This is a genomic window from Klebsiella sp. (assembly GCF_027492335.1).
Taxonomy (GTDB): domain Bacteria; phylum Pseudomonadota; class Gammaproteobacteria; order Enterobacterales; family Enterobacteriaceae; genus Klebsiella; species Klebsiella huaxiensis.
In genome coordinates this window covers 57,217-70,203 of record NZ_JAPUEW010000004.1, presented here as the reverse complement: position 1 = coordinate 70,203, position 12,987 = coordinate 57,217, and the positions used below count along the sequence as shown (strand labels likewise).

Genomic DNA, 12,987 nt, shown 5'->3' with positions numbered 1-12,987 from the left:
TCGCTTAACTCCCTTTGCCTAATAAATCATGGTGATAGTCGCCCGCTGGATAGCGGAACGGCACAGGGCCGTCGGCAATACCATCAATGAACTGACGAACCCGAGGATCGGCATTTTCACGCAGCGACTGCGCGCTCCCATGCGCCACAACTTTTTTGTCCGCCACAATATACGCAAAGTCCGCAATGCTGAGCACTTCCGGCACATCATGCGAAACCACGATACAAGTGACACCCAGGGTACTGTTGAGTTCAGAAATCAGCTTCACCAGCACTCCCATAGTAATGGGATCCTGCCCGACAAAAGGCTCATCGAACATGATTAAATCAGGTTCCAGCGCAATGGCCCTCGCCAAAGCGGCGCGGCGCGCCATCCCACCGGAGAGCTCAGAAGGCATCAGCTTCGCGGCTCCTCGTAGCCCGACGGCTTCCAGTTTCATCATCACCGTGGTGTGCAGCAATGCCTCCGGCAGACGAGTATGCTCACGTAGCGGATATGCAACGTTATCAAACACATTCATATCGGTGAACAGCGCGCCGGATTGAAACAACATACTCATACGCTTGCGGACGGTATACAGGCGCGAACGCGACATCTGCGGTACGTTTTCACCATCAAACAGGATCTCGCCCTTATCAGGCGGGATCTGGCCGCCGATCAGACGTAACAGGGTAGTTTTGCCGATCCCTGATGGTCCCATGATCGCGGTGATTTTACCGCGAGGTACCGACAGCGAGATATCATCAAAGATCACGCGATCGCCCCGCGAGAAGCGAATACCGCGCACTTCGACTAAATTCGCCAAACTTTGGCTCATAAAATCATCCTTACTAGACACCCATCGGGCTAAGCATGGCGCTTTCTTTCACCACAAACCCAACATTTTTACAGAATCTTACCTGCCTGAGTTAGCCAAAGCTGGCATTTGTTTTACTTTTGGCACACATAAAGTCAAAATTAAGAATTCGTTACGCTGCCTACGGACGGCCAGCGAGGCGACGATTATACCTGAAGAAAGGACTTTAGATGCTCTTAGCGACGGCTCTGTTAATTATTGGTTTATTGCTGGTTGTCTACAGCGCCGATCGTCTGGTTTACGCCGCTTCAATACTCTGTCGCATGCTGGGGATCCCGCCGCTCATTATCGGTATGACGGTGGTCAGCATCGGCACCAGTCTGCCGGAGATCATCGTATCTGCCGCCGCTTCTCTGCATGGTCAAACCGATCTGGCAATTGGTACGGCACTGGGATCCAACATCACCAATATTTTACTGATCCTTGGTCTCACCGCGCTATTTCAGCCATTTACCGTGCATTCTGATATCCTGCGCCGCGAATTACCGCTAATGTTGCTGGTCAGTTTACTGGCGGGCTTTGTGCTATATGACGGTCAGCTTACGCGTATGGATGGCCTTTTTTTGCTGGCGTTGGCAATACTGTGGCTACTGTTCACGATTAAAATAGCCCGTCTCGCTGAGCGTCAGGGTAACGACAGCCTGACCCGAGAGCAGCTCGCGGAGCTACCGCGCGAAGGTTCACTTCCCGTCGCCCTACTGTGGCTGGGCGTCGCGATGATTGTGATGCCGATGGCTACACGTATGGTGGTCGATAACGCTACGGTGCTGGCGAACTTTTTTGCCATCAGTGAACTGACCGTCGGTTTAACGGTGATTGCTATCGGTACCAGTTTGCCAGAGCTGGCAACCGCCATTGCCGGCGCGCGAAAAGGTGAAAACGATATCGCCATCGGCAATATCATCGGCGCTAATATTCTTAATATCGTACTGGTTCTCGGGCTTCCCGCGCTGATTGCGCCAGGCACCTTCGCTGCCGAGGCCTTTGCCCGCGACTATGGCGTCATGCTGCTGGTCAGCCTGATCTTTGCCCTACTGTGCTGGCGGCGTAAACAGCAGCCAGGTCGGCTAGCAGGCCTACTGCTGGTGGGCGGATTTATGCTTTGGTTGGCGATGCTGTTCTGGACAGCGCCGCTCTTCGTTGAATGATTCGGGATAACATTATGTCGCAAATAGATTTGCCAGCGGATTTTGACTTTCAACGGGCAGGCCGTGAGGTTCTGGAAATTGAACGTGAAGGTCTGGCCCAGCTTGACCAATATATTAATGAAGATTTCGCCCGCGCCTGTGAGAGCATTTTTCACTGCAACGGCAAAGTTGTCGTGATGGGGATGGGCAAGTCTGGTCATATCGGGCGAAAAATGGCGGCTACCTTTGCCAGCACCGGAACTTCATCATTCTTTGTTCATCCGGGCGAGGCCGCGCACGGCGATTTAGGTATGGTCACCCCACGTGATGTAGTTATCGCACTCTCAAATTCGGGTGAGTCAAATGAAATCCTCGCGTTGATCCCGGTCCTTAAACGTCAGCAGGTTTCGCTTATTTGTATCACCAGCCGCCCGGAAAGCAGCATGGCGCGCGCGGCGGACATTCATCTGTGCGTGAAGGTGCCAAAAGAGGCCTGCCCATTAGGGTTGGCGCCAACGTCAAGCACCACTGCCGCGCTGGTGATGGGTGACGCGCTTGCCGTTGCGCTGCTGGAAGCACGCGGTTTTACCGCTGAAGATTTTGCCCTGTCACACCCTGGCGGCGCGCTGGGACGTAAGCTGCTGCTGCGGGTCAATGACATCATGCATACCGGCGATGAAATCCCGCACGTAGGTCTTCAGGCCACGCTGCGCGATGCGCTGCTGGAAATCACGCGCAAAAATTTAGGCATGACCGCTATCTGTGATGATGAAATGAATATCATCGGTATCTTCACCGATGGCGATCTGCGTCGGGTATTTGATACCGGCGTCGATATGCGTAATGCCAGTATTGCCGAGGTGATGACCCGAGGTGGCATCCGTATTCGCCCCGGCATCCTGGCCGTCGATGCGCTGAACCTGATGCAATCCCGTCATATCACCTGCGTGTTGGTTGCTGATGGCGACCGTCTGGTAGGTGTGGTACATATGCACGATCTCTTGCGCGCGGGCGTAGTGTAAGTAAGGAAAAAATAATGAATAATGCTGATGCCCTGATCGCGACCTGTTATGGGCCGGTAAGTCAGGACTTTATTGATCGCGCAGCGAAGATCCGTTTACTGATCCTCGATGTCGACGGCGTCCTGTCCGATGGACTTATCTTCATGGGCAACCACGGCGAAGAGCTAAAAGCGTTTAACGTACGTGATGGCTACGGGATCCGCTGCGCCCTGACTTCAGATATTGAAGTGGCGATAATTACCGGACGAAAAGCTAAACTGGTAGAAGACCGTTGCCAAACTCTTGGCATCACGCATCTGTACCAGGGGCAGTCTAATAAACTACTGGCATTTCATGAATTACTGAACAAACTGGCCGTTCGCGCTGATGAAGTGGCCTATATCGGTGACGATCTGATCGATTGGCCGGTGATGGCTGAGGTTGGTTTAAGCGTAGCGGTGGCAGATGCGCACCCGTTGCTGATCCCACGCGCAGATTACGTCACTCGCATTAATGGCGGTCGCGGGGCGGTACGGGAAGTTTGCGATTTGCTACTATTGGCGCAGGGTAAGTTGGATGAGGCCAAAGGGCAATCTATATGAGTAAAACCAGACGTTGGGTTATCATTTTACTGTCGCTGGTCGCGCTGATTCTGATCGGCCTGAATCTGGCGAGTACGGACGAGACCACCCAGCAAGCGGTCAATCCTGATGAGCCAACGTATACCAGTGAGCATACCGATACCGTCGTTTATAGTCCGGAAGGGGCGCTTAATTACCGGCTGATCGCTGAACACGTGGAGTATTTTTCCGAACAGCAACTGTCGTGGTTCGCAAAACCAGTAATGACCACCTTCGATACTAACAAAGTACCAACCTGGTCTATCAAAGCGGATAAAGCCAAGTTGACGAATGACCGCATGCTGTATCTTTACGGGCACGTTGAAGTGAATGCGCTGACGGCGGATTCTCAACTGCGCAAAATTACGACGGATAACGCTCAGATAAACCTGATGACGCAGGATGTTACCTCCGATGACATGGTGACGTTGTACGGAACAACATTTAATTCCAGCGGCCTGAAAATGCGTGGGAACCTGCGCAGCAAAAATGCCGAGCTGATTGAAAAGGTTAGAACCTCATATGAAATTCAGAACAAACAAACTCAGCCTTAAGATTGCGCTCGCCAGCGCCTTACTGGCCGCCAGCCTGCCGGCACTGGCAAAAACCGGTGACACCGATCAGCCAATTCATATTGAATCCGATCAGCAGTCGCTGGATATGCAAGGTAATGTCGTCACGTTTACTGGTAATGTCGTTGTTACCCAGGGAACCATCAAAATCAACGCCGACAAGGTTGTCGTAACTCGCCCGGGCGGAGAGAAAGGCAAAGAGGTTATTGACGGTTATGGTAACCCAGCGACCTTCTTCCAGATGCAGGACAACGGCAAGCCGGTTAAAGGCCGGGCGTCAAAAATGCATTATGAACTGCAAAATGACTTTGTCGTGCTGACCGGCAATGCGCATCTGGAACAGATCGATAGCAATATCCAGGGTGACAAAATCACCTATCTGGTAAAAGAGCAAAAAATGCAGGCGTTCAGCAATAAAGGTGGGCGAGTGACCACGGTTCTGGTTCCTTCGCAGTTGCAGGACAAAGGCACCGACCAGTCAAAGAAGGGTAAGTAATTCGTTATGGCAACATTAACTGCAAAGAATCTCGCCAAAGCTTACAAAGGCCGCCGCGTGGTGGAAGATGTCAGTCTGACTGTGAATTCAGGTGAGATTGTTGGCCTGCTCGGCCCGAACGGTGCGGGTAAAACCACTACCTTCTATATGGTTGTCGGTATCGTTCCGCGCGACGCTGGCAACATCATTATTGACGATGAAGATATCAGCCTGCTGCCACTACATGCTCGCGCGCGTCGCGGTATAGGCTATCTGCCGCAGGAAGCCTCCATTTTCCGTCGCCTGAGCGTATACGATAACCTGATGGCGGTATTGCAGATCCGTGACGACTTAAGCAACGAGCAGCGTGAAGATCGCGCCAAAGAGTTGATGGAAGAGTTTCACATTGAGCACCTGCGCGATAACCTCGGCCAGGCGCTCTCCGGTGGTGAACGTCGCCGCGTCGAAATCGCCCGTGCGCTGGCCGCTAACCCGAAATTTATCCTGCTGGATGAACCTTTTGCTGGCGTCGACCCTATTTCCGTCATCGATATCAAACGTATCATTGAGCATCTGCGCGATAGCGGCCTGGGTGTCCTGATTACCGACCATAACGTCAGGGAAACGCTCGCCGTTTGTGAACGTGCCTATATCGTCAGCCAGGGCCATCTGATAGCTCACGGTACACCTCAACAAATCCTTGAAGACGAGCAGGTTAAGCGCGTGTATCTTGGGGAAGACTTCAGACTCTGATAGGGTAGAGGTTACAGACGTTTTAGTCGGAGATATTGGCCCTGAATATGAAGCAAGGTTTGCAATTAAGGCTAAGCCAACAGCTTGCCATGACGCCACAACTGCAGCAGGCGATTCGTTTACTGCAGTTGTCCACGTTAGAACTCCAGCAAGAACTCCAGCAGGCGCTGGATAGCAACCCGTTGCTGGAGCAAACCGATCTTCACGATGAGGTAGAAACCAAAGAGGCCGAGGATCGCGAATCTCTGGATACCGTCGATGCCCTTGAGCAAAAAGACATGCCTGAAGAACTGCCGCTTGATGCCAGCTGGGATGAGATTTATACAGCAGGAACGCCATCAGGTAACGGCGTCGATTATCAGGATGACGAACTGCCCGTCTACCAGGGTGAGACCACTCAAAGCCTGCAAGATTACCTGATGTGGCAGGTTGAACTTACGCCGTTCACTGATACCGATCGCGCCATCGCGACCTCCATCGTCGATGCCGTTGATGATACCGGCTACCTCACAATTTCTGTCGAAGACATCGTGGAGAGCATTGGCGATGATGAAATCGGACTTGAAGAAGTTGAAGCCGTCCTCAAGCGCATTCAGCGTTTCGACCCCGTCGGCGTAGCGGCAAAAGATCTGCGCGACTGCCTGCTGGTTCAACTTTCGCAGTTTGCCAGAGAAACACCCTGGATTGATGAAGCACGTCAGATCATCAGCGATCACCTTGATCTACTAGCGAATCATGATTTCCGCTCTCTCATGCGCGTAACCCGCCTCAAAGAAGAAGTATTAAAGGGAGCGGTAAGCCTGATCCAATCCCTGGATCCGCGCCCTGGTCAATCCATCCAAACCGGCGAACCAGAATATGTCATTCCTGACGTGCTGGTGCGTAAGGTGAATGACCATTGGGTTGTTGAACTCAATTCAGATAGCCTACCGCGCCTGAAGATCAATCAGCACTATGCTGCAATGGGTAACAGCACGCGCAATGATGCCGACGGCCAGTTTATCCGCAGCAATCTGCAGGAGGCTCGCTGGCTGATCAAAAGCCTGGAGAGCCGTAACGATACGCTACTGCGCGTCAGCCGCTGCATTGTTGAGCAGCAGCAGGCCTTTTTCGAGAAAGGTGAAGAGCATATGAAGCCGATGGTACTGGCTGATATTGCCCAGGCCGTCGAAATGCATGAATCGACCATTTCACGCGTTACTACCCAAAAATACCTGCATAGTCCACGCGGTATTTTTGAGCTGAAGTATTTCTTCTCCAGCCATGTAAGCACAGAAGGCGGCGGCGAAGCATCGTCGACGGCCATTCGCGCGCTGGTGAAGAAGTTAATCGCCGCGGAGAACCCCGCGAAGCCGTTGAGCGACAGTAAGCTCACCACCATGTTATCCGATCAGGGTATTATGGTGGCGCGCCGAACCGTCGCTAAGTATCGAGAGTCTTTATCCATTCCGCCGTCGAATCAGCGTAAACAACTGGTTTGACCCAACCGATAAGGAAGACACTATGCAGCTCAACATTACAGGACACAATGTAGAAATAACCCCTGCTCTGCGCGATTTTGTTAACACAAAATTTAGCAAGCTGGAGCAGTTTTTCGATAGGATCAATCAGGTCTACATTGTGTTAAAGGTAGAGAAGGTAACGCAAATTGCGGATGCCAACCTGCATGTCAACGGTGGTGAAATCCATGCCAGTGCGGAAGGGCAGGATATGTATGCCGCTATCGATGGTCTTATTGATAAGCTGGCAAGACAGCTAACAAAACATAAAGATAAACTGAAACAACGCTAATTGTCCGGGCATAACCTACGCCAACCGCCAGCAGGCGGTTGGTCAGGGCGAGCTCAGGTGAAATTATGATAAATAACGATTCGGCTCTACAACTGAGCAATGTCCTTAACCAGGAATGTACCCGTAGCCAGGTTCACTGCCAGAGCAAGAAACGTGCCCTGGAAATCATCAGCGAGCTGGCAGCAAAACAGCTAGGCTTGCCGCCTCAGGTGGTGTTCGAAGCGATCCTCACTCGCGAGAAAATGGGCAGTACCGGGATCGGTAACGGTATCGCGATCCCACACGGAAAACTCGAAGAGGATACGCTTCGGGCCGTTGGCGTTTTTGTCCAACTGGAAACCCCGATCGCTTTTGATGCGATCGATAATCAACCTGTCGATCTCCTGTTTGCGCTTCTCGTTCCCGCCGATCAGACCAAAACTCATCTGCATACGCTTTCACTGGTCGCAAAACGTCTGGCGGATAAAGCAACCTGTCGCCGACTACGCGCCGCCCAAAGCAACGAAGAGTTGTATGAAATTATCACCGAAGCAGGAAGCAACGATGGGGCATAACGGGAGTCGCACCTTACTCTTTATCGTACTGAGGAGAAACGGTACATGGTACTGATGATCGTCAGCGGCCGTTCAGGATCGGGGAAATCCGTCGCCCTGCGAGCGCTGGAAGATATGGGTTTCTACTGCGTGGACAACCTGCCGGTGGTTTTGTTACCCGAACTGGCACGCTCGCTCGCAGATAGAAATATCTCGGCTGCCGTCAGCATTGACGTACGTAACATGCCTGAGTCACCGGAAATCTTTGAGCAGGCAATGAAAAATCTGCCCGCAGAATTTTCGCCTCAGTTGCTGTTTCTTGACGCCGATCGCAACACCTTAATTCGCCGCTACAGCGATACGCGCCGCTTACATCCGCTGTCGAGCAAAAATCTGTCGCTCGAAAGCGCTATTGATGAAGAGAGCGACCTGCTGGAACCGCTGCGTTCTCGCGCCGATCTGATCGTCGATACTTCCGAGATGTCGGTGCATGAGCTGGCAGAAATGCTGCGTACTCGTTTGCTAGGCAAACGCGAACGTGAGCTGACGATGGTCTTCGAATCTTTCGGCTTCAAGCATGGTATCCCTATCGATGCCGACTACGTTTTCGATGTGCGCTTCTTGCCTAATCCACACTGGGATCCGAAGCTGCGCCCGATGACAGGTCTGGACAAACCTGTCGCCGCCTTCCTCGACCGACACACGGAAGTTCACAATTTTATCTACCAGACTCGTAGCTATCTTGAACTATGGTTACCCATGCTGGAAACCAATAATCGCAGCTATCTGACGGTGGCCATTGGTTGTACTGGCGGTAAACACCGTTCGGTCTACATCGCCGAACAGCTGGCTGACTACTTCCGCTCGCGCGGTAAGAACGTGCAGTCTCGTCATCGGACGCTGGAAAAACGTAAATCATGACCGTTAAGCAAACCGTTGAGATCACCAATAAGCTGGGCATGCATGCCCGCCCGGCAATGAAGTTGTTTGAGTTAATGCAGAACTATGATGCTGAAGTCCTGCTGCGCAATGATGAAGGCACTGAGGCAGAGGCCAATAGCGTAATTGCCCTGCTGATGCTTGACTCAGCCAAAGGACGTCAGATTGAGATTGAAGCGAATGGCCCGCAGGAAGTTGAAGCGCTGGCAGCGGTTATCGCGCTGTTCAACGCCGGTTTTGATGAAGACTAGCACAACCCCCGGTTGCGTTGCGTAATGCTTACCGGGGTTATAAATTTAGCCACTAAAAACATCAATGTAGCTTATTTTTCTGCATAAACTCTTCCCCACCCAATTGACGCATCTGGCGTAAAATCCACGCTTGCCGACTACGGACGTATCCTGACGGTGCGTCTGCGCGAAAGCGAATCGGGTTAGGTAAGACCGCAGCTAACAACGCCGCTTCAGAAGCGGTCAACTTACTGGCCGGTTTATGAAAATAGCGCTGTGATGCGGCTTCCACACCAAACGTCCCTTCACCAAACTCAGCAATATTCAAATAAACCGTGAGGATACGTTTTTTGCTCCAGACGGTCTCGATACCGACGGTCAGCCCAGCCTCCAGCCCTTTTCTCAGCCAGCTGCGACCATCCCATAAGAACAAATTCTTTGCGGTCTGCTGTGATAGCGTTGAGGCACCGCGAATGCGGCTCTCGTTGCGCTCATTATGTGCCAACGCCTTCTCAATGGCAGACACATCAAAACCCCAGTGCTCAGGGAATTTCTGATCTTCAGCAGCAATCACCGCAAGCCCCATCCAGGGAGATATCTCATCCATCCCCACCCAATCAGAATGGGCGACGTAATGAAAATTTCCAGAGGCCCAGGCGCTAACCTGTCGCTCCAGCATCACTGCTGAAAAAGGAACCGGAACGATGCTAAACAGCACAATGCCACCGCCCCATACCACCAAACATGCCAACATCAACCGCAGCAAAAGACGTTTGATCATTCTCAGCGGGGAAAAACGAGACTTCATGCAGTCAAAACCAGCACACGAGCGACCAGTTTTTCAATTCCGCTCGCCGCTTCAGCAATATTCGGCGCCAGCATATATGCCGGAGTCGTCACCACTTTGTGGTCTTCATCAACCACTATGTCATCGACCGGGCAAGGCACGTGTTCAGCGCCCATCTCCTCTAATGCATCTGCGGTATCCAGATCGGTGCCGATAGTCACGCGTAGCGGAAATGAGAAAATTTTAGGTAGCAACGCCGGAGCGATACAGATAAAGCCCAACGGTTTACCCGCCAGATGCATGGCCAGAGCCAGTTCTTTCAGATCGCTATCCACCGTACATTCACTGCCCTGGGAAGCAAAGCTACTGAGGTTTTTCGCCGCGCCAAATCCGCCGGGCACAATCAGCGCATCCAGCTCATCCGCTCGGGCATCTGCCAGGGGGCGAATTTCCCCGCGCGCAATACGTGCGGCCTCAACGAGCACATTACGGCTTTCAGCCTGCGCTTCCCCGGTCAAATGATTGATAACATCAGTTTGTACTTTATCAGGTGCAAAACAGATGGCCTGGGCGCCGCTGCGAGCAATCGCCAGCAAGGTAATAACCGCTTCATGAATTTCGCTGCCGTCAAAAACACCGCAACCGCTTAGCACCACACCAATTTTCTTCATCACATCAGCCCCTTAGTACAAGTTTATGGAACCAGTCAAAAATTTTGATTTACTCGCTATGCTTCACATATTTTACCGATTCACGTAACAAATTATTTAAGCTTTGCTATCTTAATCAGCGAGCAAGCCAAATCCTCAGGTTGCGCCGTGTAAAAAAATCACTCAAATGATTCTGGCACAACAACCAGTTCCCTGGTGTTGGCGCAGTATTCGCGCACCCCGGTTTATCCGGGGTCATTTTTTATCAGCCGCCGCTACCCACGCTTTCAGTACCGCAACGTCGCTTTGCCACTCGGATTTCATCTCTTCAACCCACTCTGCAACGTTATCTGACCATGCCGGCAAATCTGGTGACTGAATCTGTTGCCCAAGCTGCTGAATGTGACGCAAACCAATTGAGCCAGCCGCCCCCTTAATTTTATGCCCTTCGTCGACAATGCCTTTCTGGTCACGCGCGGTTAGATTCGATTCCAGAACTGCCAGATAGCCCGGCATCATTCTCTCGAAAACCACCAGACCGTCATTGATAAGCTTCGGTCCCACCAGTTCGATATACTGCTCAAGCATCGGAATATCCAGTACAGAAGTCGATTTACTGACATCTACGGATGGCATATCGTTCTCTTCCTCTTCCGGTGAATCCCAGAATTTTTTGATAATTGCGGTTAGCGCCGGGACCGATAACGGTTTACTCAGGACATCGTCCATCCCGGCGTCCAGATACTCGTTTTTGTTCTTCAGTACATTAGCGGTGAGCGCCACCAGCGGCGGGAGTTCATCAGCAGCAAAGCGTTGTTTCAGCTGGCGAGAGATATCCAGTCCCGTCATATCCGGCAGCTGAATATCGAGCAGAACCAGATCGTATTCACCGGGCACAAACATCTCCAGCGCGGCCTTACCGGTCATTGCCACATCCACGCTATTGCCCAGTTTCTCCAGCACCGAGCGCGCGACGATCACATTCAGTTCAATATCTTCCACCAACAACACGTTCAGCGCCGGTAATGGCATTTCATCTTCTGCCAAAGTGTCTTCGACTTCTTCAGCAATAGCAGGTGCATGTACGGTGAGCGTAAAGGTCGCCCCTTTGCCCGGCAGGCTGGAAACGCAGATATCACCGCCCATGTTGCGCGCCAGACGACGCGATACCGCAAGGCCAATACCGGTGCCGGTCGCGGGCTTGCCTCCTTGGCTATCTTTAACCTGATAATACATGGCGAAGATTTTGTCCTGTTCCGCTTCAGGAATACCAATACCGGAATCTTCTACTTCAAAATGCAGAATATCGCCTTCGTCATAACGCACGCGGACGTTTACATTCCCGCCCTGCGGAGTAAATTTCACTGCGTTACTAATGAGGTTCCACAGAATCTGGCGCAACCGCGTACCGTCGGTTATCACTTGATGCGGCAGCGGAAGTGCGGGATCCAGCACAAAGTGCAGACCTTTCTGCTGCGCCTGCAGGCCAGAGAGGTTTTCCAGGTCAGCGAGGAAGCCAGTGAAATCAACCGGCTGATTATCCAGCTGAATTTTACGCCGCTCCATTTTGTCCATCTCAATAATATCGTTGAAGATATTACCCAGCGTCACGGCTGAGATATGGATAGTTTTCAGGTATTTTTCCTGCTCTGCGGTTAGATCGGTATCCAGCAGGATCCTGCTAAGCCCCACGATGCCATTAAGCGGCGTACGCAGCTCATGGCTAATGGTAGAGATAAAGGTGGTCTTATCACGGCTGGCCCGTTCCAGCGCGTCCTGATAGCGCTTACGCTCGGTAATATCGCGACCGAAGCCCATCAAGCCACGTCGCTTACCTACGCGGTCATAATACGGTACCTTGCGGATTTCAAAGCAGGCCTTGCGCCCATCCGGATAATCCAGCCACTGCTCGTAGGTTAGCGATACGTTATGGCGGAAAACTTTCTCATCCGTTTCCAGTACTTTCTCCGCCACTTCTGCGCTGTAAACATTCTGTGGTTTCAGATGAATAAGCTGCTTCTCACTTTTACCGGTTAATAGCTCCATCGCACGGTTACAACCGGAAAATTCTTTGTCTTCATTACGATAGAAAACCAAATCAGGTGACGCATCAAGGAAGGAGCGCAGGAAGGAGGATTGCTGCTCAAGCTGAATTTGCGCCTCTTCACGTTCCTTCATCTCAATTTTCAGTTGCTCAAGCGTCGTTTCACGTTCTGCTTCAGCTTTTTCACGTTCACCGATTTCCTGATTAAGCTGGGCGATGTTGTCCTTAAGCTGCACATTCAACTTGAGATCGCGCTCGCGCATCTCCTCCAGCTTCTCCACTAGCCGCGAGAGGCGCTGCCGGGACTCTTCCAGTTGCTCAACAACGACCGAGAGGAAATAGACCGCCCACGGGGTAATCAGCAGGCCAAAGAAGATGGAGCGGATAACATCAATACTTTCTACCTGGCCGTGCAGCACCATGGTCACGGCCATTTGCACCACAATCGCCAGTACCACCAGCGCAAGGGCCAGTAGCATGGAAAAGCGCACCAGACCCAACTTCATCATCAGGTCAACATAATACTGCGCCAGCATACGGATTTGCTTCATAGGAGATTCCTTCGCGACAACTTCGCACAATAATACTCAATTCTGAGCAAGACGCTGT

Annotated in this window: 15 protein-coding genes; 11 read left to right on the top strand and 4 right to left on the bottom strand. The window is 51.9% G+C overall.

Annotated features, from left to right (window positions below; translation table 11 throughout):
- Nucleotides 1-4 precede the first annotated feature (4 nt).
- Nucleotides 5-817 (bottom strand): phospholipid ABC transporter ATP-binding protein MlaF, encoded by an 813-nt coding sequence (mlaF, locus tag QVF11_RS00555; protein WP_112213555.1) that lies wholly within the window; start codon nt 815-817, stop codon nt 5-7.
- 209 nt (nt 818-1,026) lie between these two features.
- Here mlaF and QVF11_RS00550 point away from each other — a divergent pair, with 209 nt between their 5' ends.
- From QVF11_RS00550 to npr, 11 genes are all read left to right on the top strand, one after another.
- Entirely contained in the window at nt 1,027-2,004 is a 978-nt protein-coding gene (locus QVF11_RS00550; RefSeq protein ID WP_112213554.1) for a calcium/sodium antiporter, read from the top strand.
- Nucleotides 2,001-3,005, top strand: coding sequence for an arabinose-5-phosphate isomerase KdsD (gene kdsD, locus QVF11_RS00545; protein ID WP_376767683.1), 1,005 nt, complete (start codon nt 2,001-2,003; stop codon nt 3,003-3,005). The genes QVF11_RS00550 and kdsD overlap by 4 nt, the downstream gene beginning before the upstream one ends.
- Before the next feature lie 14 nt (nt 3,006-3,019).
- Nucleotides 3,020-3,586, top strand: coding sequence for a 3-deoxy-manno-octulosonate-8-phosphatase KdsC (gene kdsC, locus QVF11_RS00540; protein ID WP_112213553.1), 567 nt, complete (start codon nt 3,020-3,022; stop codon nt 3,584-3,586).
- The gene (gene lptC, locus QVF11_RS00535; protein WP_110272847.1) at nt 3,583-4,158 is read left to right on the top strand and encodes an LPS export ABC transporter periplasmic protein LptC; all 576 of its coding nucleotides are present in this window, start codon (nt 3,583-3,585) and stop codon (nt 4,156-4,158) included. Before kdsC ends, lptC begins: the two co-directional genes overlap by 4 nt.
- Nucleotides 4,127-4,672: a lipopolysaccharide ABC transporter substrate-binding protein LptA gene (gene lptA / locus QVF11_RS00530; protein ID WP_110272846.1), complete on the top strand. Its 546-nt coding sequence runs from the start codon at nt 4,127-4,129 to the stop codon at nt 4,670-4,672. The genes lptC and lptA overlap by 32 nt, the downstream gene beginning before the upstream one ends.
- 6 nt (nt 4,673-4,678) lie before the next feature.
- Nucleotides 4,679-5,404, top strand: coding sequence for an LPS export ABC transporter ATP-binding protein (lptB, locus tag QVF11_RS00525; RefSeq protein WP_110272845.1), 726 nt, complete (start codon nt 4,679-4,681; stop codon nt 5,402-5,404).
- A 47-nt stretch (nt 5,405-5,451) separates the two neighbouring features.
- Nucleotides 5,452-6,885, top strand: coding sequence for an RNA polymerase factor sigma-54 (rpoN, locus tag QVF11_RS00520; protein WP_287854743.1), 1,434 nt, complete (start codon nt 5,452-5,454; stop codon nt 6,883-6,885).
- Nucleotides 6,886-6,907: 22 nt separating this feature from the next.
- Nucleotides 6,908-7,195: a ribosome hibernation promoting factor gene (gene hpf / locus QVF11_RS00515; protein WP_112213551.1), complete on the top strand. Its 288-nt coding sequence runs from the start codon at nt 6,908-6,910 to the stop codon at nt 7,193-7,195.
- Between the two features lie 65 nt (nt 7,196-7,260).
- Complete coding sequence (gene ptsN / locus QVF11_RS00510) at nt 7,261-7,749, top strand: PTS IIA-like nitrogen regulatory protein PtsN (protein WP_182235062.1); 489 nt, start codon at nt 7,261-7,263, stop codon at nt 7,747-7,749.
- 45 nt (nt 7,750-7,794) lie between these two features.
- Nucleotides 7,795-8,649, top strand: a complete 855-nt coding sequence (rapZ, locus tag QVF11_RS00505; RefSeq protein ID WP_004106169.1) for an RNase adapter RapZ — start codon at nt 7,795-7,797, stop codon at nt 8,647-8,649.
- A complete protein-coding gene (npr, locus tag QVF11_RS00500; RefSeq protein WP_004106170.1) occupies nt 8,646-8,918 on the top strand; it encodes a PTS phosphocarrier protein NPr in 273 nt (90 codons plus the stop codon). The genes rapZ and npr overlap by 4 nt, the downstream gene beginning before the upstream one ends.
- Before the next feature lie 61 nt (nt 8,919-8,979).
- On the opposite strand, the gene mtgA is transcribed toward npr, so the two are convergent.
- The 3 genes from mtgA to arcB form a co-directional block, all read right to left on the bottom strand.
- Nucleotides 8,980-9,705 carry a monofunctional biosynthetic peptidoglycan transglycosylase gene (mtgA, locus tag QVF11_RS00495; protein WP_287854740.1) on the bottom strand — a complete coding sequence of 242 codons (726 nt, stop codon included), beginning with the start codon at nt 9,703-9,705 and terminating at the stop codon, nt 8,980-8,982.
- Nucleotides 9,702-10,355 (bottom strand): isoprenoid biosynthesis glyoxalase ElbB, encoded by a 654-nt coding sequence (gene elbB / locus QVF11_RS00490; protein ID WP_112213548.1) that lies wholly within the window; start codon nt 10,353-10,355, stop codon nt 9,702-9,704. The genes mtgA and elbB overlap by 4 nt, the downstream gene beginning before the upstream one ends.
- Before the next feature lie 234 nt (nt 10,356-10,589).
- Nucleotides 10,590-12,929, bottom strand: a complete 2,340-nt coding sequence (arcB, locus tag QVF11_RS00485; RefSeq protein ID WP_112213547.1) for an aerobic respiration two-component sensor histidine kinase ArcB — start codon at nt 12,927-12,929, stop codon at nt 10,590-10,592.
- Nucleotides 12,930-12,987 lie beyond the last annotated feature (58 nt).